The following is a 22,149-nucleotide window of genomic DNA, read 5'->3' as shown; positions in this document are numbered from 1 at the left end:
GAGGTTCGTCGCCACGGCGCTCCGCGGCATCGGCTCGTGGGCCGCGGATCGCTCGACCCCCGGGCGGAGCGGCGCCCCGTCCTTTCGGCCGATGCGCGACACGGCACGGCCCCTAGGCTGAGAAGCGTGCTGCGAGACGACCTGCGAACCCTGTGGAACGAACCCCGGCCGCCCGACGCGCCCGCCCGGGTGTGGCGGGACTGGGCCCTGCTCGCCGCGTGCCTGGGCGGTGTGGTGCTGGAGGCCGGCCTGCGCGAGAACGTGGTGTGGCGGCCCGTGGCGGCGGTGTTCGCCGTATGGCTGTGCCTGCTGTCCCTGTGGCGCCGGACCCGCCCACTGGAGATGGTCACCCTGGCGTTCGGCTCGGTGATCCTGCTCCAGCTGGCCTCGCTGGTCGCCGGACCACGCGAGACCGTCGGCCTGGACACCGGCGTGGTCGTGCTCCTGCTGGTGTACGGGCTGCTCCGGTGGGGATCGGGACGGGAGATCGTGCTGGGCAGCGCGGTGATCCTGGCCACCTTCACACTGTGTGCCGTCATGGACGAGACTCCGGCCGCCCATCAGGTCGGGGGCTTCGTCTTCCTGTTGCTGCCCGGCTTGATCGGGGCCGCCGTGCGGTTCCGGGTGACCGGTCGCGAGCGGCAGTACGAGCAGGTTCGCTCCCGCGAACGTGAGCAGCTCGCCCGGGAACTGCACGACACGGTGGCCCACCACGTTTCGGCCATGGTGATCCGCGCCCAGGCGGGCCAAGTGCTCGCCGGCACCGACCCGTCCGCCGCCGTCGAGGCGCTGGAGGGGGTCGAGGAGGAAGGGGCGCGCACGCTGGAGGAAATGCGGGCCATGGTCGCCACGCTGCGCAACCGCGGGGCCGGCGCCGAGCTGGCGCCGCCTGCCGGTGTCGCGGATCTGGAGCGTCTGGTGCGCGCCCCGGGTGGTCACCTCAGGGTCGACCTGGGGCTCGACGGCGAACTGGACACGCTGCCCCCGGCCGTGGACGCGGCCGTCTACCGCATCGTGCAGGAGTCGGTGACCAACACCATGCGCCACGCGGTCGACGCGACCGAGGTCGTCGTCCGAGTCACCGCGGAACGGCACACGGTACGGGTGAGCGTGCGCGACAACGGCCGGCGCACCGGCCGAGGCCGTGCCGGGTACGGACTTGCCGGACTGCGTGAGCGCGCCGACCTGCTCGGCGGCAGACTACAAGCCGGCCCCGGCACCGACCGGGGCTGGCATGTCGAAGCCGAGTTGCCGAGAGGGAGGACCAAAACCGGTGCCCATCCGCGTCCTCGTCGCTGACGACCAGACCATCATCCGCACCGGGCTGCGGATCATGCTGAACGCCCAGCCCGACATCGAGGTGGTCGGCGAGGCCGCCGACGGACGGGAAGCGGTATCTCTCGCCCGCGAACTGCGCCCCGACGTCTGCCTGTTCGACATCCGCATGCCCGAGATCGACGGACTCGAGGCCACCCGGTCGGTCGCCGGTCCGGGCGTCGCCGACCCGCCGGCCGTGGTCGTCATCACCACCTTCGACCTCGACGAGTACGTCTACGGCGCGCTGCGTGCCGGCGCCCGCGGATTCCTTCTCAAGGACACGGGGCCGGACCTTCTGGCCCAGGCCGTACGGTCGGCGTCCGGCGGTGAGGCGCTCATCGCGCCCAGCGTCACCGTCCGTCTGCTCCAGGCGTTCGCGGACCTGCCCGCCGGCCGGCCCGTGGCCCAGCCGGTCTCCCCCGTCACCGCCCGCGAGGAGCAGGTGCTCGTCGCCGTCGCTCGCGGGCTGACCAACACCGAGATCGCCGACGCACTGCACATCAGCCTCAGTACGGTGAAGACGCACCTGGCGAGCCTGATGGCCAAACTCGGCGCCCGCAACCGGGTCGAGATCGCGATGTGGGCCTACGAAACGCGTCGTATCCTCCCCGGAACCTGAGCCGAGGGCGGCCCCGGCCGACGAGATGTCGACGATCGCTCCACCGTCGTCGCCGGCGCGCTGGGAGGTGTCACGTCGGGGTCGGTCGGGATCGGTGCCCGTTGCCGGTTCGGAAGATGCCTTCACGGGCGAGCCATACCAGGGACGGGGTGCCCAACTCGGCGAACCAGGACGGGGGTTGCGTGGCGGTGAAGGCCGCGGCCATCGCCTCGAACCAGGCCGCGAACGACGGGAAGTCGGGTACGACGTCGGCCTGTTCCTCCCACGCGCCGTCCGCGAGGCAGCGTGCCCGCGGCTCGTCCTGATGGTGGTAGTAGACCGGGTACTCACCGTCCGCGCCCGGCTGCGTGACGTCGAAGCACCACACCGCCTCGTAGCCGGCTTCGGCGAACCCGACCAGGTGATCGGTCGACAGGTACTGCCCCGGCTCGCGGTCGACCCCCTCGGGCATGTGTACCGACTCGGCGTTCAGTTCGACGAGTTCCTCCTCGTCCACGAGAACGAACTCGCTCTCGCCGCCATCGTCCTCCCGATGGCAGCGCAACCGGTTGTGCTCCGCGAGCAGCGCCCGGTAGCTCGGCGGAACCGACCAGGCGACGGTGCCGAAGTGCGGCTCCAGGGCGGACTCCCGTATCCGCACCGCATCGAGCGAGGCAGGGCCGGATCCGTCGAGATCGAGCAGTCCCGCCGAGGCGGCCCGGCGCAGGTCCAGGAGGGCGTCGCGCGGTGTGGGTGTAGCCATTGTCCGACTCCTGGTGTCCTCGGGCGCTCTCGGCCGTGGTCAGCTTAGGACTTCGACCGCGCGCGGGCGATCCCGAAGCCCGTAGATTCACCCCGTGCCCACGACACCGCGGTGGGCGGGGCGAAACGGCTGGAGACACCTTTGCGGGACGGCTTTTCCGATGGATTCCTGTATCCCCGGTCTGCTGGTCGATCGCGAGACGCTGTCGTTCGAGCATCTGAGTCGGCGTGTCCGTGCGGTGGACCGCGCCGGCCACGACGACGCGGACATGTTCTCGCTCCGGGTCCGCAGGAAGGTCCGGGGGCGGCTGTACGGCTTGGAGTTCAGGATCTACTTCATCGCCGGTGAACCATCCGCCGACGCGGTGATTCCGTTCGGAGCAGCCGTCGAGTTGCCCCGGTTCGTGCGCCGCCTTCGCGGCTGCCGCGGTTCGGGGGCGGCGCCGGGCGACTGGGACTTCGACGTGTACACCGACGTGCGTGATCTCCGGGAGGGTGTCGTGCTGTTCGGCAACCGGCGCGAGATCTGGTTCCAGGTCAACCGCGGCCCGGTGGTGGCCGGCGGGTCCAGGTTGACCCCTTGGCACCGGGGCCGGCTGGTGACCGGCCGCCTGCACGGCAACCGGTTCGGGACGAGTCCTCGATTGCACGCGGGAGGAGTGTTGTTCCCCGACCGTCTCGCCGCCGTCACGGGCGTCTCGGCCGAGGCGCGCGCCTTTCGGCGGTACGTGGCCAGGCTGCGCGATCCTCTCCCCTCACGGACGCGGTGAGCCGGCCGGCTCAGCGCAGCATGGCCGCCATCAGATCCGTGCCGAGGGCCGCCGTCGCGGACGTGTCGAGGTCGTACAGCACGTACCGACCGCGCCGTCGCGTGCTCAGCAGGCCCGCCTCGCGCAGGACCGCCAGGTGCCGGGAGACCTCGGGCGCGCTCAGGTCCCAGGCCGAGGCCAACTCGCCCGTGGTGTGCGGACCTCGCGCGAGCGTCCGTGCCAGGCGCAGACGGACCGGGTGCGACAGGGCCTCGAGCCGCAGTCGCACCAGTTCCATCGCCACCGGCTCGGGGAACGCCCGGTCGCCGCCCACGACCGGGTACTGCACGACGGGACGCCATCCCGGCGCGTGCACCGCGACCAGGTGCGGATCGCCGAACACGGTGGGCAGGAAGGTCACCCCGTCGCCGCGCGCGCCGGTCGTGTTGTCCTGGAGCTTGTCGATCACGATGCGCTGCCGCCGCTCGTCCAGCGCCACCGCCCCGGAGATCGAGGCCAACGCCTCGGCCACGCCGCGCCGGGCCACGAGGTCGGCCCGCAGGCGCAGATCCGCGGCGAGCCGAGGTGCCACGCGTCGCCATTCCGCGCCGAAGAACGACGCCTCGCACTCCTCGAGCATGCGCCGCACGTGGGCCCGCACCACCGACGGTTCCGCGATCAGCCGGTCGGCGAAGGACGCCTGGCGCGGCCCGCGCGCCCGGGCCAGGTCCAGGATCCGCCCGCGCGTCGCGCCGTCCCGCGTCGGCGACGGCCGGCCGAGCAACATCCGGTCGGTACCGCAGGTCGCGACCAACGCCGTCGAAATATAGGTGTCCTGGTCGAGCCGGTCGACCCGGTCCAACTCGTCCGCCAGGGTCGCCCCCGGGCGGCCGGGCAGCAGGAAGTCCGCGCGCGAGGAGCGCCACAGGAACTCCGCTTCGAGCAGTTGCCCGGCCAACTCCGGCCGCAGCGCCGAACGGGTCTCGGCCGCCCAGTCGCGGTGTGCCGGGTGGTGCGCGGGCTCGGCGAGCACGTGCAACATCGCGGTCAGCTCCGCGAGGGGCGAGAGCGCGAACAGCAGGCGCTCGGGCGGCACTCCGGCGATGTCGATGGTCAGGCTCACAGCGGGATCATCGCAGGTGCCCGGCCCGGGGCCGCGTCGATTGACGACAACCGTCAATCGCGACGACCACGCGCGACGGGGCCGACGACGGTGTTGCCGTGGCAACGGCCCGGGTGTCGCACCGGGGCGGTGTCAGCCTCGCAGGGTGGTGATGGCCTTCTCGATGCGCCGTCGGCGCGTCTCGGGCTTCTTCGCGCTCTCGACGGCGCGCACGTGTGCGCGCTTGTGGCTGTGGGCGAGGTCGTCGTACGCGGCGCGGGCGAGCGGGTCGGCGTCCAGGGCCCGGGCGAAGTCCTCGGGCTCGACGACGACGCGGGGCTCGGTGTCGAGCTCCAGCTCGACCTCGACCTCGTCGCCGATCGCGACCCCCGCGGCCTGCCGGTTGGCGTTGCCGAGACCGAGCAGGTGGCGGCCGCGCAGGATGGCGACCCGGCTCTTCCAGGAATGCCCGTTGACCGTGATCGTCACCGGCGGCCGCGCACCCCCGCCGAGTGCCGCCACCACCTCGGGCGGAACCTCCAGGCCCCGCATCGGTTCGGGTGCCTCGACGAGGGTGTGAAACCTCATGATCCTTCTCCTGTCGTCCCGATGATTCAGTCGTTCAGTCGTTCAGTCGTTCTGTGGTTCCGGGGATCGCGGCTACTCCGCGTAGGGCTGGTCGGTGCCCTGGTCGCTGTAGCCCACGCTCCAGACGTAGCCGTCGGGGTCGGCGAACGTGCCGCCGTAGCCGCCCCACGGCAGCGCACCGGCGGGGTTGAGGATCGTGGCGCCGGCCTTCACGGCCTCCGCCATGATCTCGTCGACCCGTGCCTCGCTGCGCACGACGTAGGTCAGGACCAGCCCGCTGAAACCACTGCCCTCCGGATCCGTCCCCACCTGGGCCGCCAGACCCTCACGGGCGTAGAAACCGACCGGCGAGGCCCCGTCCGACGCGAAGAACACCGAGACGCCGTAGTCGTTCTCGATCCTCCAACCGAGCCCCTCGGTGTAGAACCGCTTCGCCCGGTCCATGTCACGGACACCGAGGAGGATCGAGCTGACGTGCGCCTTCATGTCTTGCCCCTTGCACAGTAGAGATGTGTACCCGCGGGGCATCCGGACCAACGCCCGGATGCCCCGCGGTTGCCATGACCATCACGCTAGGGGCCACGCGGCGGCCGGGGCTTCTCCGATCCTGCTCGGTGCCGACGCGGCTCTCCGGTTGCCAACCCCGCTGCCCACCCGCCGGCCCGTCGGCGGACGGGTCAGTCTTCCGCCCGGTCCGCCGGCTCCTTCCTGTGCCGTGGGAGGCGATGCGTCGTGTTCGGCCGGCCGCCGACGAGATGGTCGGCCACGATCGTGGTGATCGCCGCCGGGTCCACGTGCCCGTACCAGACGTCGTCGGGCTGCACGCTGACCAGCGGGGCCTGGTTGCAGGGGAACTGGCATCCCGTCTGCGTCACGAGGACGTCGTCGTCGCCGAGCCCGTGCTCCATGAGTTGCCGGATCAGCGCACGCTGGGTCTCGTCCGCGCCCTTGGCCGTGCAGCGCGGCCCGCGGCACACCATCACCTGGTGCCGGTGGCCGGTGACCTCCTCCCAGACCGGAGAGGTGAGACCGGGTTCCTCGCCGGTGATCGGTTCGACCGATGCCGCGGCCTCCGCCGCGGCCTCCGCCGAGTCGACGAGCCGGGTGGCGACGAGCAGCGTGGGGCGATGTCCGGCACGCTCGCGCCACCAGTACGCCGCGATCCGCCGCAGCCAGGAGTGGCCCGGACCGGATGCGCCGAGGCGGACCCCGATCACGACGACGGTCTCCGCGCCCGCGTCGGCCAGCCTGGTCAGCTCGGCCGACAGGGACGGGTCGCCCAGTTGCAGGAACGCCGTCGTGGCGTCCGACGGCACGGCGGCCGTACGCAGTTCGGCCCGGCGATCGACCTCCGTGCCGGACATGCCGACCAGGACCGTCGTACGGCCCGAAGCGGACTCCGCGAAGGTTCCCGCGCGGTCTTGGCTCATGACTGGAACCCCTCGGAAAGCAAGCCGTTCCATCGGATGTGTGGTCGGTGATGCAGGGGGTGCCGCTCCACGGTCGCGTCGACGCCGTAGACGTGCGCGATCGTGGCGGAGGTGAGCACCTCGGCGACCGGCCCGTGGGCCACCAGTCGGCCGTCGAGCAGCACGGTGACGTCGTCGCAGTAGGCGGCGGCGAGTTCGAGGTCGTGCAGGGCCGCGACGGTGGTGATGCCGAGCCCGCGCACGGTTTCGAGGAAGCCGAGTTGATAGCGCAGGTCGAGGTGGTTGGTGGGCTCGTCGAGCAGGAGCACCTCGGGTTCCTGGACCAGGGCGCGCGCGAGTTGCACGCGCTGGCGCTCGCCGCCGGACAGGGACGACCAGGTCCGGTCGAGCAGCGCGCCGACATCGGTGGCGGCGGCGGCCTCGGCGAGCACGGCGTGCTCGTGGGCGGTCGCGAGGCCCGGCAGTACGGGCCACCGGCCGCGGTGCGGCGTGCGCCCCAGGTCGATGACCTGGCGCGCCGTCAACGGCAGCGCGGTGTCGGCCTGCTGTTCCATGAAGGCCACCCGGCGCGCGCGTCGGCGGGCGGTGAGGCCGTACAGGTCGTCGCCGTCGAGGAGGATTCGGCCCGTCTGCGGCCGGCGCAGTCCGGCCAGGGCCCGCAGCAGCGTCGTCTTGCCGGCACCGTTGGGCCCGAGCAGGCCCGTCACCCGGCCGTGGGCGAAGCCGACCGTCACGTCCGTCAACAAGGTGGCGCCGTCGACGCGCACGCCGACGTTTTCGGCGGCCGGCCCCGCCGGGTTCGCGGTGATCACGGCCGACTCCCGGCCGACCTGCCGGCTGCCTGGCGCCACAACAGCCACGCGAAGAACGGCGCGCCGAGCCCGGCGGTGACGACGCCGACGGGGATCTCCTGGTCCGGGAGCACGGAGCGCGCCACGATGTCGCTGCCCACGAGCAGCGACGCGCCCACGAGTGCGGACATGGGCAGCAGGAGGGCGTGCCGCGGGCCGCACACCAGGCGCACGACGTGCGGCACGACCAGGCCCACGAATCCGATGACGCCGGTATTGGCGACCAGACACGCGGTCACCAGCGCCGCCGCGGCGATCAGGGCCCAGCGGGTACGTTCCACGTGCACGCCGACGGACCGGGCCGCGGTCTCGCCGAACGCGAACGCGTCGAGGTCCCGGGCGGCCGCGAGCATCGCCACCGTACCCAGGACGGCCACCGCGACCAGGAAGACGGCCGTGTTCCACCGCACCCCGGCCACCGAACCCAGCGTCCACTCCATGACGCCGCGGGCGGCGTTGCGGTCGCCGAGGACGAGCACGACGAACGAGGTGTACGCGCCGCACAACTGCCCCACCGCGATGCCGGCCAGCACCGTCCGCGAGGCCGGCAGGGTCCGGCTGTGCGCCCCGGCGAGGGTCAGCACCACGAGGACGGCGAGCAGGGCACCGACGAAGGCGGCGGCCGGGAGCGCGCCGATCACCGCGGTGCCGGAGACCCCGACACCGAGGACGATCACGGTGACCGCGCCGACGGCGGCGCCGTTGGAGATCCCGAGCAGGTAGGGGTCGGCCAGGTCGTTGCCGGTCAGGGTCTGCAACACCGCGCCGCACACCGCGAGTCCCGCGCCCGTCGCGGCGGCCCCCAGGACGCGCGGCAGCCGCAGTTGCCAGATGATCCGGTCGTCCAGCGGTGTGACGTCGGAGCCACCGATACCGAGTCGGCGCAGCACCACTTCGGCCACGACGTGCGGCGGCTCGTGGACCGATCCCACGGCGAGGCCGAGCAACACGGTGGCCGACAGCAGCACCGCCGCGACGGCCAGGGCCACCGCCGCACGACTCGCGCCGGCGAGCCGTGCGGCGGGACGATCCGTCGCGGTCACGGACGCGGAGTCAGGTTGCCCAGGCCGGCCGAGACCCGGACGGCGCCGTCGGCGAGTTGCACGCCGGGGGTCGACTCGGAGAACGGCACCACCACGTACGCACGGCGCTGGACGGCTTTGAGCTTGTTCAGCACGGGGTCGTGTTCGAGGTAGTCGATCTTGGACTGTGCGGTGTCCCACCCGGCGTCCGCGAGCACGATGGCGTCGGGGTCCGCCGCGATCACCTGCTCCCAACTCGCGTTCTTCCAGCCGCCGGGCAGCGAGTCGAAGACGTTGCGGGCGCCGACGGCGTCGAGCACGAGCTGGGGTCCGCCGTGGCCCGTGCCGACGTACGGGGTCTTGGTACCCGAGTCGTACCAGAGCACGTTCAGGCCCTTGCCCGCCGACTTGGCCGTGACTTCGGCGAGTTGCCGCTGCTGCGTGTCCCGGATGGCGGCGGCGCGCGGCGCGACACCGAACACCGCCGCGACATCGCCCAGTTCGTCCCATACTGCCTGGAAGGACGCCGCCGCCTGCTTGGTGTCGGCGCACCCCAGCGGCGACAGGTAGGTGGCGATGCCCTGGGAACCCAGTTCGTCCCGCGTGCCCGCGACCTTGTCGGTGAACGCGCTGGAGTAGGAGGCGTAGAGGAAGTCCGGGCGCGCCGAGAGGAGTTTCTCCTTGGACGGGTACTTCTCGGAGAGCACCGGGACGGTGTCGTAGGCCGCCTTCCACCGCGCCGGGACCGCGTCGTCGAGGTACGCCGTTCCGGCCATCCGGGTCTGCAGATCGAGAGCCAGGGCGACTTCGGTGGCGCCCTGGTTGAGGGTGACCAGCCGCGCCGGCGGTGCCGTCACGGTGGTGGTGACGCCGCACCTGCTCACGCTCACCGGTGTCGGGTGGCCGCTCCCGGCCGCGGCGGCGGGCTTGTCGGCCTCGGGCGCGCCCGTGCACGCGCCGAGCGCGCCGACCAGCAGGAGCGCCGCGGCGGCGAGGCCGGAGCGCGGGGAGCGCCGGGCGCGCGCGGGGGGTATGAAACGTTCGAATCGAAACGGGCGCAGGGCAGCGCGGGGCATGTGTTCTCCAACCCTCGTGGAACATGTCGCGCCGTGGCCGGTCTCCTGGCTTCCGCATCGACGCTCCGCGGCCGGCCTTCCCGGTTGGCTCGTTCCCGATCCACCCAGTGACCCCGACCGCCTGGAGAGCGGTCGGCGAGGGCCGCGAGACTCCGCGGCTACAGTGGCGAGGGCCGCGCCGGCATTGAACCGGCTTCCCGTACACCACGGCGGCGCCAGGCTACCAAACCACTCGTCGCACCTCGTCGGCGCTCGACCCGGCGGGCGGATTCAGCGGGCAACGGCGGCGAAGCCGCCGCCGAAGGCGGCCCCGACCGGGCCCGCGTCACGGGCCCGCGTCACAGGCCCGCCGCGAGGGCGCGGCGTACCGCGTCGGCGCGATCGCGGATGCCGGCCTTGGCGAACAGGTTGTTGATGTGGGTCTTGACGGTGGCCTCGCTGATGAAGAGTTTCTCGGCAATGGCGCGGTTCGGCAGGCCCTGGCCGATGAGGGCGAGGACTTCGCGCTCGCGGGGTGTGATGTCTTCGGGAAGGCTTTGTCTCGGTGCCGTGGTTCGGGTGCGGACGGTGGCCAGCAGCCGGTCCTGGACCTCGCGGTCGAGGACGGACTGCCCCGCGGCGGCGGCCCGGATGGCGCGGACGATGTCCTGGCGTCCCGCGTTCTTGGTCAGATAGCCGCGCGCACCCGCGCTCAGCGCGGCCAGGATCGAGTCGTCGTCGGCGAAGGTGGTGAGTACGACGACGGCGACCCCGGGGTGTTCCTCGGTCAGCCGGCGGGTCGCCTCGATGCCGTCGGTCCGGGGCATGCGCAGGTCCATGAGCACCACGTCCACCGGACCCGCGGCGGCGGCGGCGAGCACCTCGTCCCCGTCCGCGGCGGCCGCGACGACGTCGATGTCCTCGGAGAGCGCGAGCACGGCCGCCAGCGGCTCGCGGACGGCGGCCTGGTCGTCGGCCACGACCACCCGCAGACGCCGGGGCACGTCGGCCGACCGCGCGTCGTGCCGCGTGGTGTCGCTCATTCCGGGATCACCGCCTCCACCTGCCAGCCGCCTCGGTCCGGTCCCTCGGTGATCGGTCCGGCGGTGAGGGTTCCGTCCACCATGGCGATGCGTTCGCGCATTCCGATCAGTCCCATGCCGCCGCCGGACCCGGCCGCCTCTCGGGTGGCGGGGCCGTTGCGGATCCTCAGTGTCGTCGACGCGGCGGCGAACGTCACCTCCACCCGTACGTCGCCTCCGGGCGCGTGCCGGGCGGCGTTGGTCAGCGCCTCCTGGGCGATCCGCAGCAGGTGCTGGACCGTGCGGGCCGATGGTTCACGTACGGTGCCGCCGACGGTGAGCGCGTCGCGGTGGCCCGACGACTCGACCATGGCGGTCAGGCTCGGGATGAGCGGCAGCGCGTCCTCGCGCAGCGCGTGAACGGTCCATTGGGCCTGCTTCAGGCTCTCCTTGACCAGACTGTGCGCCTTGTCGTTGGCCTCGCGGACCCTGGCCAGGTCACCCGTGTCCAGGAGGGCGTCCACCAGTTCGAGCTGCATGTTGATGCCGGCCAGCGAGTGCGCGAGGACGTCGTGCACGTCCCGGGCGATCCGGCTGCGCTCGGCCAGTGCGGCCGTCCGGGCCTCGGCGCGGGCGGCGCGCTCGGCGGATTCGGCGGATTCGATCACGGCCTCCACCGCCCGCTGCCGACTACGGCTGACGATGCCCATCACCACCGGCAGCGCGACGGACAATCCGAGGCCCCAGGGCAACGTCTCGTGGCCCGGGCCGAGGCGGAAGTACAGCACGCCGCCGCAGAGCAGCCCACCCAGCGCCGCGAGCGGGACCGCCCGCGCGAGCGGGAGGCGGTAGCCGATGTGGCCGACGAGGAAGTACGCGAACAGATAGCCCGTACCGCTGCGGGCGGTGCCGATCAGGGCGGCCGCCGCGACGATGCCCAGCGTCATCCAGACCACGGCCACACGTGGGGGGACCCTGTCCTCGGGGACGTTCCGGCCCAGCAGGAACAGGGAGTTGAGCACGATGAGCACGACGACGGCCAGGCCGCGACCGCTGAAGCCGACCGGGCGGATCGTCGCGATTCCCACGGCGATGACGCTCAGGCTGACCGCCCACTGCACCCGGGGATCGTGGCGGGCCGTCGCTCGCGGGCCGGGCTCCCGTCCCCGGGTCGGCCCGGGGACGGGATCGCTCTCGGATACGGGCACGGCGCGACCATATCCCATGGTCAGGCCACGTGGTCGAGCGAGGACACGGGACGTGCCGCCGCGTTCGCCGGCCGGCCGGCGGCCACCATCCGGCTCCGGACGAAGATCGTGGCCACCCGCGTGACGACCTCGGTGAGCGCCATCAGCACGAACGCCGCCACCCATGCCTGCCCGGTGGTGATGTGGTGGGCGAGACTGAAGCGGGCGACGTCGTCGGCACCGCCGTGGTCGACCCACACCTGGAATCCCATCCGCGCGCCCATGCCCAGCACCCACAACACCGCGGACACCGCGCCGGCCTTGATCAGCAGATGCCCGCCGACGGAACGGATCCGGGTGAAGACACCGCCCGCCACGCCGAGCGCCGCGCCGATCGCCGTCAACGCGCCGATCAACACCAGGTCGTTGCCGGCCGTGGGAATCGAGTCGAGGTACTTGAACCCCACGAAGGCCACGATCCCCAGCGGGATGAGGAAGGTCTTGCGGTCCAGCCGGTCTTCCCGCAGCTGCCGGAAGACGATGAGAACGAGGATGATGTCGGTGATCCAGTCGGTGAAAGTCATGTCCCCAGACTGTCGCCGTCGCCCCTTCCGCACCTGGACCCACGGGTGGAACAACGGGTGGAGACGCGGGTGGACCCGGGGGTGGGCCCGGGCGCCCGGCGCCGTCAGATCGGCGTGGTCGCGCGCGTCATCCGCTTCGTCGCCCCGTCGACGGCGAACGACTTCAGGTGGGTGACCGTGCTGTCCGGCTTCGTCCGGTCGGCGATCCTGTACCAGTCCATCTGTACGCGTGCGGCGGTCACGTCCAGTACACCGCAGCCGTTGGCTTCGGCGTCGCCCCATTGCAGGTGCGGATTCAGCGCGAGAATCGCCGCGACGATCTGCGCGCCCACCCCGCCGGGGTAGAGCGTGCCGAAGGGTGTCGACGTCGTCGACGCCATCACGAACTGCGCCGCGACCGGCGCCCCGCCACCGGGTGCCGGGACCTCGCCGGCCCACGAGGAGTGCAGGTCGCCGGACAGGAACACGGTGTTGCGTTTGTCGTGGTCGCGCAGGTGGGTGAACAGCTCGCGCTGTTCGGCCCGGTAGCCGTCCCACTGGTCGGGGTTGACGGTCACGGGCGGCTCGGGACGTCCGCTGGGCAGCGACCACGGCGCGGCCATGACGGAACTGGCGATCAGATGCCAGCCGGCCGTGCCGCGCGCGAGGCCGTCCTTGAGCCAGCCCATCTGGTCGCGGCCGGTGAGGGTGCGCGCCCGGTCGTCGAGGCCGGCGGTGTCGGTCGCCGCGACCTGTCGGGAGCGGAAGCTGCGCAGGTCGAGCATGGTCAGGTCGGCGAGAGTACCGAAGGACAGGCGGCGCTGCGTGGAACCGGGCACCGCCCGGCGGATCGGCAGCCATTCGAAGTACGCCCGTTTCGCCGCCGCGACGCGGTCCGCCCAACTCCCGTCGGCGGCCGGGTCGTGCTCGTCCGCGCCCCCGGACCACCACCCGCTGCACGCGTCGTGGTCGTCCCACGTGGCGATGATCGGCGCCGCGGCGTGCATCGCCTGCAGGTCGGGGTCGGTGCGGTACCGGCCGTGCCGGGCGCGGTAGTCGGACAGTGTGCGGCACACGGTGGGTGGCTCCATCGCCCGGACGTATCCCGGCTTGGTCGCGAACTCGTAGACGTAGTCCCCGAGGTGGATCACCGCGTCGAGATCGCCGCGCCGGGCCAGGTGTCGGTAGCCGGCGAAGTGGCCGTTGCCGTAGTTGGCGCACGTCGCGATACCGAAGCGCAGGCCCGCGACCTCCTGCCGGGCGGCGGGCGCGGTCCTGGTGCGCCCCACCGGGGAGCTGTCGTGGGCGGTGCGGAAGCGGAAGTGATACGTGGTGCCGGGACGCAGGCCGCGCACGTCGACATGGACGGTGTGGTCGCGGTCGGCGTCGGTGCGGGTGCGACCGGAGCGCACCGGGTGCCGAAAGTCGCGATCGAGGGCGACCTCCCAGAACACGAGGACGGCCGGGCCGCGCCGCGAACCCGGGTGGCAGTCGGGGCCGGGGGTGACGCGGGTCCAGATGACGGCCCCGTCGGGCAGCGGGTCACCGGACGCGACGCCGTGCAGGAACGACGGCCGCTGGGCGACATCCGTCGACCGGGGCTCGGCGGCCGCGGCGGCCCGGGCTCCGGGGGCCGCGACGATACCGGCGGCCGCCGCGCCGGAGGCGGCCGTGATGCGCACGAAGTCGCGGCGGTGCAAGGGAGTTCCCGTCATGCGTGGCTCCGAGGGTGTGGTGTGTCTGGGGGGATCGGTCGCGGCGGCGAATCGGTACGCACCGGCTTCTCGGCGAACCACCGCCCGCGCGATGCCGTTCGGCCCGTTCCGGACCGTCGGCACTCGGGATCGCGCCTCGAGTGTGGACCCAATAATTACGATAGTCCAGTACACAAATCCAACGACTTCACTCGCCGTCTCAAATTTGCGTAGACGTTACTCAATGGATGTCCGCGGGGTGCTCAGCCGGTGAGCCGTTCCCACAGGTCGAGTTCACCGCCGTCGGTCGTGTGGGTGCCCAGGAGCCGGGCCCAGGACTCCTCGTCGCCGTACTCGTCGCGCCAGGCCCACAGCCGGGTGGTCAGGGGGTGCAGGCCGTATTCGCGGGTGACACCCATCGCCCCGTGCAGCCGGTGGGCGAGCCCGGCGACGGTGTCGGCGGCCTCCGCGGCGACGACGCGGGCGACCGCCGCGGCGGCGAGCAGGCTTTCGGGGCCCGCGGGCCCGGCGTGCAGGTCCACGGCGCGGTCGACGGCGGCCTGCACCTGGAGCCCGGCGACCTTCATGGTCGCGAGGGAGGCGGCGACGGCGGGGATGTCGATGAGGGGGCGTGCGAACTGCCGGCGTTCCCGCACATATGAGCGCGTCAGTTCGTAGGCCCCCGCGCACGCTCCCGCCAGGGCGGCGGCGCGCAGCGTCGCGATCCGGGCCCGGATCGCGTCCGCGTCGGGTGCCTCGGCGAGGTCGGCGAGGGGGATGTCGCCCGCGTCGACGGCGTCGCGCGGTTCCCCGGCCGGGTTGGTCTCCTCCCCCACCTCGACCCGCCGCCCGGCGAGGTCGGCGTAGCGGACCGCGTCGTCCGGGCCGACCACGACCAGGCCGGCCGCACGGCGGCCCCAGGGCACGGCCGGGTACGGGCCGCCCGCCCCGGCGGCGAACACGACCACGAGGGGCCCGCCCGCGGGCAGCGGCCTGCCGGCGCGGGTCGACGCCCAGGCGGCCACGGCGTGTTCGGCGACCGGTACGGACGCCGCCCGGTGGGCGAACCGGCCCACCACGGCGGCCAGGTCGGCGAAGTCGCCGCCGGAACCGCCGCGGTCTTCGGGGACGCCGATGGTGTGCAGGCCCAGTCCGACGACGGTGTCCCAGAGCCGGTCGGGGTCACGGGGCGCGGCGGTGATGTCGTCGACGAGGTCGCGCAGTTCGGTGTGGACGTCGTTCACGTGCGAGTCTCCTGCCGGGCGATCAGGGACAGCAGCACGTCGGCGGCGCCCCCTCGGATGGTGAATCCCGGCGAGGCGAGCAGCGCCTGGGCGAACGCGGCCCGCAGGTCCGGGTCGGGGACGCGCAGGCACACGCGGCGCGCGAAGTCGACCACGTCGTTCTCGAAGTCGTTGCCGAGGTACTTGAGCGTGGCGGCCTCGACCGTCGGCGCCCGGCCCTCGTCCACCTGCCGGGCGACCCCGAGGGCGAGCCGACGCAGGGTGGCCAGGCGCGCGGTGAGCCTCCCGAGGTCGATCTGCAGGTCACGCGCGTGTGGCGGCTCGTCCGCGAGGGCATGCACGCACCGGGCCAGCAACGGATAGGTCGACAGGACACGTTCGGGGCCGCCGCGTTCGAACGACAGTTGCTCCACGACCCGGCGCCAGCCCTCGCCGACGGTCCCGAGCAGGCGGTGGGCGGGTACGTGGACGTCGGTGAAGGTGACCTCGTTGAAGTGGTGCTCGCCCGCGAGGTCGATGATGGGGGTGACCTCGATGCCGGCGGTGTCCATGTCGACGAGGAACTCGGTGAGGCCGTGATGCCGGCGTTCGGTGCGCGCGGTACGGGCGAGCAGGTAGATGTGGGTGGCGTGATGGGCGCCGGTGGTCCACATCTTGCGGCCGTTGACCGTCCATCCGCCGGGCACCGCCTCGGCCGTGGTGCGCACGGCGGCGAGGTCGGATCCGGCTTCGGGTTCGCTCATGCCCAGGCAGAAGACGGCCTCGGCGCGAGCGATGAGCGGCAGGATCTCGGCGCGCAGCTCCGGGCTGCCGTGACCCAGGACGGCGGGGCCGATCTGGCGTTCGCCGATCCAGTGGGCGGCCACCGGCGCGCCGGCGCGCAGGAGTTCCTCGGTGACGGCGAGCCGGGCGACCTGGCCCAGGCCCGCGCCGTACTCGGTGGGCCAGGCGAGGCCGAGCAGCCCGCGCCGGGCGAGTTCGCGGCTGAAGTCGAGGTCGAACCCGCGCATCCAGTTGTCGCTGCGCGGGGTGTAGCGGCCCTGGACCCGCCATCGGTCGGTGAGGTCGCGCACCTGCCGGCGCAGGTCCGCGACGGTGGTGCCGGTCCCGGCACGGCCGTTCGCCGCGGCGGTCGTCTCGCGTGCTCGCGTGCCGGCCATCTCACTTCCCCGTGTAGGTGCCGGGGCGGCGGGTACGGAAGGCGTCCATCGCCTCCCGGGAGTCGGCGGTGGAGGTCATCACGGCCTGGTGGGAGGAGATCAGGTCCAGCGCGGTGCGCAGGTCCTGGCGTTCGCCCGCACGTACGGCGCGCTTGATCAGTTGCACGGCCAGCGGCGGGCGGGCGGCGAGTTCCAGGGCGAACCGGCGTGCCGCGTCGTGGAGTCGGTCGTCGGGATGCACGGCGCCGACCAGGCCGAGGGCGAGCGCTTCCGGGGCTTCGACGAAGTCGGCGGTCCACAGCAGGCGCAGGGCGGTCGCGGTGCCGACGATGCGGGGCAGGTACCAGCAGCCGCCGTCGCCGGGTACGAGGCCGACGCGGACGTAGCCCTCGCAGAAGCGGGCCGACTCCCCCGCGATCCGGATGTCGGCCATCAGCGCCATGTCCATGCCCGCGCCCACGGCGGCGCCGGCCACGACGGCGAGGTAGGGCTTGCTCAGCGCCTCGGCGGCGAAGGCCACCTGGTGGATGCGGGACATGAGCCGCTTCTCCGCCAGGGGGGTGCGTTCGCGGTCGGCGAAGGCGTCCAGGTCCACCCCCGAGCAGAAGGTGTCTCCGGCACCGGTGACGACGACCACCCGCACGTCGGGGTCGGCCTCGGCCCCGAGCAGGGCCTCGGCCCAGGCGTCCACCATCTCCGGGGTGAAGGCGTTCTTGCGGTGTGGTCGGTCGAGGGTGATGGTGGCGATGTGGTCGGCGACGGAGTAGTCGAGTCCGGTGGTGCTGTTCATCGAGTCCTCGGGTTCGGGATGGGTTCGCGGGTTCGGGTGCGCGCGTCGCGGCGCCGGCCGGTGTTCAGGGCACGATCGCGGCGCGGACGACGTCGCGGTGGTCGGCGGCCCGGAACGCTTCGTCGATGGCGTCCAGGGGGAAGACGGTGCTCTCGGTGAACCGCTTGGGCAGCCGGTCGTGCACGGCTTCGAGGAAGGCCAGGCTCCGGCCCAGCGCGGCGGGTTCGTACAGGGAGACGCCGATGACGCTCTTGTTGGTCATCGTCAGTCGGGACGGGTCGGCCTCGTAGGTGCGCTTCGCGCCGATGTTGCCGACGCTGAGGTAGCGGCCGAAGCGGCCGAGCATGCGGATGCCCTCGTCGACGACGGACGGTGACCCGACGAGTTCGACCACGACGTCGGCGCCGCCGTCGGTGAGCGCCTGGATCTTCCTGATCCGGGATCGCGCGTCGGTCTCGGCGGTGATGTCGACGGTGGCGTCGGCGCCCATCTCGCGGGCGAGGTCGAGGCGTTCGGCGACGGCGTCGAGGACGATCACGGTGCGGGCGCCGCGGGCCTTGGCCAGGGCGGTGGCGTACAGGCCCAGGCCGCCGGCGCCCTGGACGACGACGGTCTCGCCGTAGGCGAGGTGTGCGCGGTCGAGGCTGTGCATCACCTGGGACAGGGCGCAGTTGGCGCCGGAGACGACCTCGTCGGAGAGCGTGTCGGGCACCGTGTACAGCAGTGCGCCGGGCGGCAGGACGAAGTAGTCCCCGAACGCGCCGACGTAGTGGGGCGGTTCGGCGGCACTGGTGAGCATGGCCATGCGCAGCCGGGCGCAGCCGGCGCTGCGTCCGGACACGCAGTACCGGCAGACGTGGCAGCCGAAGAAGTACGGGAAGACGACGCGCGTGCCCGACTCCAGGGGTTTGCCGTCGGTGTCGCGGCCGGTGCCCTCGCCGAGGGCGGCGACGCGTCCGACCATCTCGTGCCCGAGGACGGTGGGGAGCTTGCCGCCGAGGCCGCGGGTGTCGAAGTTGCCGTGCCAGGCGTGCAGGTCGCTGCCGCAGACGTTGGCACGGGTGACCCGGATCAGGATCTCGCCGGGGAGGATTCCACGACCGGCGAGTGAGACCTCCTGGATCCGGAACGGCTGCCCGGGGGCGTCGAACCGGGCGATGCGTCCTTCGAACATGGGGTGATCCGCCTCTCGATCGACGTGCTATCTATGTACATGGAATAGATCATTGACCCGAGAAATCGTCAAGGGCCATCATCCTGCCCCGGCCGCCCCCACCCCATCGGGAGGACTCTCATGCCGCCGACCATGTACCTCGACGGACGCTTCCGCCACCCCTCGTCCCCGGCCACCATCCCCGTGCTCGACCCGACGACCGAACAGGTCTACGATCACGTCCCGCGCGGCACCGCCCGGGACGCGGACGCCGCCGTGCGGGCCGCGCGCCGTGCGGCGGACGGCTGGGCGGCGACGCCGCAGTCCGAGCGCGTCGCCCTCGTGCGCGGGCTCCGGGACGTGCTCGCGGCCCGCGCCGACGAGCTGACCTCGGCCGTCGTGCGCGATGTCGGCACCCCGGTACGCGTGGCCCGCGCGTTGCAGACGATGCTGCCGATCGGCGCCGTGGACGACTTCCTCGCCGCGGCCGAGGGCATCGAGGAACGCCGTGCGGTCGCGAACTCGCTGGTGTACCGCCGGCCCGTCGGCGTGGTCGTGGCCGTCACCCCCTGGAACTACCCGCTGCTCCAGATCGTGGCCAAGGTCGTGCCCGCGCTGCTGAGCGGCTCGCCCGTCGTGCTCAAGCCGAGCGAGGTCGCCCCGCTGGTCCCGCACCTGCTCGCCGAGGCGGTGGACGCGGCCGGTTTCCCGCCCGGGGTGTTCAATCTCGTGTCCGGCCTCGGTCCCGAGATCGGCGACGCGCTGGTACGTCATCCCGAGGTGGACATGGTCTCCTTCACCGGCTCCACGGCGGCCGGCCTGGCCGTGCACGCCGCGGCCGGCCTCAAGCGCGTGCAGCTCGAACTCGGCGGCAAATCGGCCTCGCTGGTGCTTCCGGGCGCCGACGCGGTCGCGGCCGCGCGGGCGACCGTGAACAGTTGCCTCCTCAACTCCGGCCAGACCTGCCTCGCGCTGACCCGCCTGGTGGTGCACCGTTCGCTCTACGACGAGGCGGTGGAGGCGGCCGGCGCGACCGCCGCCCGGTTCACCCTCGGCGATCCCGCCGACCCGGCCACCAAACAGGGGCCACTGGTCTCGGCCGCCCAGCGCGACCGGGTCCGGGGATTCATCGAGCGCGCCGCCGCCGACGGTGCCCGACTCACCACCGGCGGCGCGCACGCGCCGGACGGCGTCGACCGCGGCTTCTTCGTGCGCCCGACCGTGTTCGCCGACGTGGCGCCGGAGTCGGAACTCGGGCAGGAGGAGGTCTTCGGCCCGGTCCTGGCCATCACCCCCTACGACGACGTGGACGAGGGCGTCCGGATCGCCAACGGCACCCGATACGGCCTCTCCGGCGCGGTCTGGGGCCCGGACCCGGAGAGCGCCGGCGCCGTGGCGCTTCGGCTGCGCACCGGGCAGGTCGACGTCAACGGCGGGCGCTTCCACACCGCCGCCCCCTTCGGCGGCGTGAAGTCCTCCGGCCGCGGCCGCGAGTTCGGCCGCGCCGGGTTGGCGGAGTACTACGAACTGCAGTCGCTGCAACTGTGACCGCGGCGGGCCCCGGCACGGCGGGCCCGGCCGGGGCCGGGGCCGGGGCCGTGGTCGCGCGAGCTCAGTACGTCCACTCGACCGGGCGGCCCATCAGGTCTGGGTATCGACGACGCCAATACCGCTCGGCCTCCTCGAGGTGTTCGCGCATCGCCGCCTCCGCGGCGTCCGGATCGCCCGTGCGCAGGGCCGCCACGATGACCTCGTGGGCCGTCGCGACGGCGGCCTGTTTGCGTGCCGAATAGGTCACGCCCACCCGTACGCCGTCCGCCAGCGCCTTCAGCGAACTGGCGAACACGTCCAGCACGACACTGCGCGCCGCCTCCGCGACCACGGCGTGGAATCGCTGGTTCTGGACGGCGAACACCTGCTGGTCGCCGGGGTTGTCCCGGAGCAGGCGCACCGTCTCGTCGAGTTCGACCACCTGCTCCGAGGTGATCCGCTCCGCCGCGCGCCGGGCGAGCATCGGCTCCAGCGCCCGGCGCGCGTCCGCGACGTCGCCGAAGGAGGCGCCCTCGATCTGGAGCAGGAGACTGAGCGAATCCCCCAGGCTCTCCTTGCCCGGGTGTCGCACGATCGGCCCCCCTCCGGGACCGCTCTTGAGCATGATCAGGCCGCGGGTCTCCAACAGTCGCAGCGCCTCGCGCACGGTCGGGCGACCGGCCTCGTAGCGCAGCATCATCTCCTGCTCGTTGGGCAGGCGGTCGCCCTCACGCAGGGCGCCGGTGAGGATCGGCCGCGCCAGGACCTGCGCCAGCCGTTGCGACGCCTTGGGCCCACGCCAGGACCTGTCCTCGATGTTCGTGCTCATACCCGCCCCGCCCGATCCCCGGCGAACACCGGCAACGTGTCCGACTCGACCTATTCCTGTACAGGAAACAGTACCGGGCGTCGTGCCGTGCCTCCGGGGCGATCCCGAACGATTCGGGGGTGGCACATCGCGCCGACGGATGGCAGGCTTTCGCGTAACAGCAACGCAAATCCGGTTGACCTTGTCTTCCCGTCGGCCTACTGTGCCGGAAACCACCACTTCCGACGGGTTGCTCCCGGTATCGCGACAGCCCCGGAATCCCTCGACCCCATGCGCCGAGTCCGGCGATTCGCTCCGCCCGGCGAGGGGTCGGCATTCCGCGGGTCGGAATGTGTGTACGGACTGAATATTCACAGGCGGCCACCGAGCGTCGGCCCGCCCGGAACGGAGACCCCACGATGAGTCGGACCCTGACACAGCTGAACGACATCCTGCGACCGGTGGCACCGCCCAGGGTCCTGGAAGGGGTGTACACCGACGACCAGCACCGTCGCATCCTCGACGTCCTCAAGCAGCACGGCCCGTGGCGGACGATCATCGCCCAGACCTTCGACTCGATCGAGGAGCTGGTCGCCACCTCCAGCGGTCCGGACAACGACCAGGTCCTCGATCTCACGCTCGACGACGTCGCCGGCGCCCACTTCCGCGGGTTCTTCGCCCGGAACTCCACGGTGCTGTACCCCGAGTTGTCGGACTGCTTCTACAACTCGCGATTCCTGGACCTGGCGAAGGCGTACTGGGGCGCCGAGTACGCCCGCCCCACGATGATGCTGTTCAACTTCTGCGGCCCGCACCACAGCACACTCACCTCGCACCTGGACGCGGTCACCTTCCGCGGCATCCGCTACGAGAACTCCCCCACGTGGCTGCTGAACGTCATGGGCCGCTCCGGGCTGTTCACCGACCACCTGGTGAAGATGGCCCAGGTCATCACGTGGTGGTACCTGGGCGAGAACGGCACGTTCACGTATTGGCCCGACGGGCCGCTCGGCGACCCCAAGCGCCTGGACCACCCCCTGTGGAACAAGGGCGTGGTCGTGCAGAACGAGGCGATGTTCCACCGCGGCGACCCGGTGGGCCGCCTCGACGAGCGCGACACACCGGGGCTGAAGAATCGCTCGCTCCTGGGCTGGGACGCCTCCCGCGACGACTGGGCGATCACCACCGACGGCGAGGCGATCCGCCGCTACCGGCCCGAGGAGATGCGCCTGCTGGTGCACTGGAACGCCGAGGTCTACGCGGACCGCGACGAACTGGCGAAGAACATGGACCACACCGACGACCTCACCCACGACATCGTCTTCGAACGCCTCCTGGCGGACCTGCGCGCCCGGGGCGTCGAGGTCGCCGAACCCTCGGACCCCATGAACGACAAGGACTTCATCCGCGCCCTCATCGCGACCTACACGATCGCCCCCACCACCGACTGGGCCACACCGGGCGCGGTCTGACCCGTCCCGCGAAACGCGCGCCCGTCCGCCCCCTCCCGCACGGAGCGCACGG

At 72.4% G+C, this 22,149-nt stretch carries 22 protein-coding genes and 1 riboswitch; of the genes, 5 read left to right on the top strand and 17 right to left on the bottom strand.

The window, feature by feature from the left end:
• Nucleotides 1-126: 126 nt before the first annotated feature.
• Nucleotides 127-1,299 (top strand): sensor histidine kinase, encoded by a 1,173-nt coding sequence (locus tag EMA17_RS17965; RefSeq protein ID WP_126638064.1) that lies wholly within the window; start codon nucleotides 127-129, stop codon nucleotides 1,297-1,299.
• A complete protein-coding gene (locus tag EMA17_RS17960; RefSeq protein ID WP_126638063.1) occupies nucleotides 1,274-1,936 on the top strand; it encodes a response regulator in 663 nt (220 codons plus the stop codon). Before EMA17_RS17965 ends, EMA17_RS17960 begins: the two co-directional genes overlap by 26 nt.
• Nucleotides 1,937-2,006: 70 nt before the next feature.
• Here EMA17_RS17960 and EMA17_RS17955 read toward each other — a convergent pair whose 3' ends face one another.
• Entirely contained in the window at nucleotides 2,007-2,678 is a 672-nt protein-coding gene (locus tag EMA17_RS17955; protein ID WP_126638062.1) for an SMI1/KNR4 family protein, read from the bottom strand.
• A 160-nt stretch (nucleotides 2,679-2,838) separates the two neighbouring features.
• Between EMA17_RS17955 and EMA17_RS17950 the strand changes: the two genes are divergently transcribed.
• The gene (locus EMA17_RS17950; protein ID WP_246126742.1) at nucleotides 2,839-3,447 is read left to right on the top strand and encodes a hypothetical protein; all 609 of its coding nucleotides are present in this window, start codon (nucleotides 2,839-2,841) and stop codon (nucleotides 3,445-3,447) included.
• A 10-nt stretch (nucleotides 3,448-3,457) separates the two neighbouring features.
• Here EMA17_RS17950 and EMA17_RS17945 read toward each other — a convergent pair whose 3' ends face one another.
• The 15 genes from EMA17_RS17945 to EMA17_RS17875 form a co-directional block, all read right to left on the bottom strand.
• Entirely contained in the window at nucleotides 3,458-4,549 is a 1,092-nt protein-coding gene (locus EMA17_RS17945; RefSeq protein WP_126638061.1) for a DUF5937 family protein, read from the bottom strand.
• Between the two features lie 132 nt (nucleotides 4,550-4,681).
• The gene (locus EMA17_RS17940; RefSeq protein WP_126638060.1) at nucleotides 4,682-5,116 is read right to left on the bottom strand and encodes a YdeI/OmpD-associated family protein; all 435 of its coding nucleotides are present in this window, start codon (nucleotides 5,114-5,116) and stop codon (nucleotides 4,682-4,684) included.
• 72 nt (nucleotides 5,117-5,188) lie between these two features.
• A complete protein-coding gene (locus EMA17_RS17935; protein WP_126638059.1) occupies nucleotides 5,189-5,602 on the bottom strand; it encodes a VOC family protein in 414 nt (137 codons plus the stop codon).
• 191 nt (nucleotides 5,603-5,793) lie between these two features.
• Entirely contained in the window at nucleotides 5,794-6,546 is a 753-nt protein-coding gene (locus tag EMA17_RS17930; protein ID WP_126638058.1) for a (2Fe-2S) ferredoxin domain-containing protein, read from the bottom strand.
• Nucleotides 6,543-7,358, bottom strand: coding sequence for an ABC transporter ATP-binding protein (locus tag EMA17_RS17925; RefSeq protein WP_246126741.1), 816 nt, complete (start codon nucleotides 7,356-7,358; stop codon nucleotides 6,543-6,545). The genes EMA17_RS17930 and EMA17_RS17925 overlap by 4 nt, the downstream gene beginning before the upstream one ends.
• A complete protein-coding gene (locus EMA17_RS17920) occupies nucleotides 7,355-8,440 on the bottom strand; it encodes a FecCD family ABC transporter permease (RefSeq protein WP_126638057.1) in 1,086 nt (361 codons plus the stop codon). Before EMA17_RS17920 ends, EMA17_RS17925 begins: the two co-directional genes overlap by 4 nt.
• Nucleotides 8,437-9,495, bottom strand: coding sequence for an ABC transporter substrate-binding protein (locus EMA17_RS17915; protein WP_126638056.1), 1,059 nt, complete (start codon nucleotides 9,493-9,495; stop codon nucleotides 8,437-8,439). Before EMA17_RS17915 ends, EMA17_RS17920 begins: the two co-directional genes overlap by 4 nt.
• Before the next feature lie 18 nt (nucleotides 9,496-9,513).
• Nucleotides 9,514-9,719: riboswitch (cobalamin riboswitch) on the bottom strand.
• 114 nt (nucleotides 9,720-9,833) lie between these two features.
• Nucleotides 9,834-10,517, bottom strand: coding sequence for a response regulator transcription factor (locus EMA17_RS17910; protein ID WP_126638055.1), 684 nt, complete (start codon nucleotides 10,515-10,517; stop codon nucleotides 9,834-9,836).
• Nucleotides 10,514-11,617 (bottom strand): sensor histidine kinase, encoded by a 1,104-nt coding sequence (locus EMA17_RS17905; RefSeq protein ID WP_371863014.1) that lies wholly within the window; start codon nucleotides 11,615-11,617, stop codon nucleotides 10,514-10,516. The genes EMA17_RS17910 and EMA17_RS17905 overlap by 4 nt, the downstream gene beginning before the upstream one ends.
• A gap of 107 nt (nucleotides 11,618-11,724) precedes the next feature.
• The gene (locus EMA17_RS17900; protein ID WP_126638053.1) at nucleotides 11,725-12,267 is read right to left on the bottom strand and encodes a hypothetical protein; all 543 of its coding nucleotides are present in this window, start codon (nucleotides 12,265-12,267) and stop codon (nucleotides 11,725-11,727) included.
• Nucleotides 12,268-12,371: 104 nt separating this feature from the next.
• Nucleotides 12,372-13,961 (bottom strand): alkaline phosphatase D family protein, encoded by a 1,590-nt coding sequence (locus EMA17_RS17895; protein ID WP_126638052.1) that lies wholly within the window; start codon nucleotides 13,959-13,961, stop codon nucleotides 12,372-12,374.
• A 242-nt stretch (nucleotides 13,962-14,203) separates the two neighbouring features.
• Complete coding sequence (locus EMA17_RS17890) at nucleotides 14,204-15,184, bottom strand: acyl-CoA dehydrogenase family protein (protein WP_160161442.1); 981 nt, start codon at nucleotides 15,182-15,184, stop codon at nucleotides 14,204-14,206.
• Complete coding sequence (locus EMA17_RS17885; protein ID WP_126638050.1) at nucleotides 15,181-16,344, bottom strand: acyl-CoA dehydrogenase family protein; 1,164 nt, start codon at nucleotides 16,342-16,344, stop codon at nucleotides 15,181-15,183. The genes EMA17_RS17890 and EMA17_RS17885 overlap by 4 nt, the downstream gene beginning before the upstream one ends.
• A gap of 1 nt (nucleotide 16,345) precedes the next feature.
• The gene (locus tag EMA17_RS17880; RefSeq protein ID WP_126638049.1) at nucleotides 16,346-17,134 is read right to left on the bottom strand and encodes an enoyl-CoA hydratase/isomerase family protein; all 789 of its coding nucleotides are present in this window, start codon (nucleotides 17,132-17,134) and stop codon (nucleotides 16,346-16,348) included.
• Between the two features lie 64 nt (nucleotides 17,135-17,198).
• Entirely contained in the window at nucleotides 17,199-18,308 is a 1,110-nt protein-coding gene (locus tag EMA17_RS17875) for a zinc-binding dehydrogenase (protein WP_126638048.1), read from the bottom strand.
• 120 nt (nucleotides 18,309-18,428) lie between these two features.
• On the opposite strand from EMA17_RS17875, the gene EMA17_RS17870 reads away from it, so the two are divergent.
• Entirely contained in the window at nucleotides 18,429-19,835 is a 1,407-nt protein-coding gene (locus tag EMA17_RS17870) for an aldehyde dehydrogenase family protein (protein ID WP_126638047.1), read from the top strand.
• A 64-nt stretch (nucleotides 19,836-19,899) separates the two neighbouring features.
• Here the strand turns inward: EMA17_RS17870 and EMA17_RS17865 are convergent, their stop codons facing one another.
• Entirely contained in the window at nucleotides 19,900-20,646 is a 747-nt protein-coding gene (locus tag EMA17_RS17865; RefSeq protein WP_126638046.1) for a FadR/GntR family transcriptional regulator, read from the bottom strand.
• Nucleotides 20,647-21,044: 398 nt separating this feature from the next.
• Here EMA17_RS17865 and EMA17_RS17860 point away from each other — a divergent pair, with 398 nt between their 5' ends.
• The gene (locus EMA17_RS17860) at nucleotides 21,045-22,097 is read left to right on the top strand and encodes a hypothetical protein (protein WP_126638045.1); all 1,053 of its coding nucleotides are present in this window, start codon (nucleotides 21,045-21,047) and stop codon (nucleotides 22,095-22,097) included.
• Nucleotides 22,098-22,149: the final 52 nt, after the last annotated feature.

Origin of the sequence: Embleya hyalina (assembly GCF_003967355.1) — a bacterium.
GTDB classification, from domain to species: Bacteria; Actinomycetota; Actinomycetes; order Streptomycetales; family Streptomycetaceae; genus Embleya; species Embleya hyalina.
This window is presented reverse-complemented; position numbering and strand designations above follow the sequence as displayed.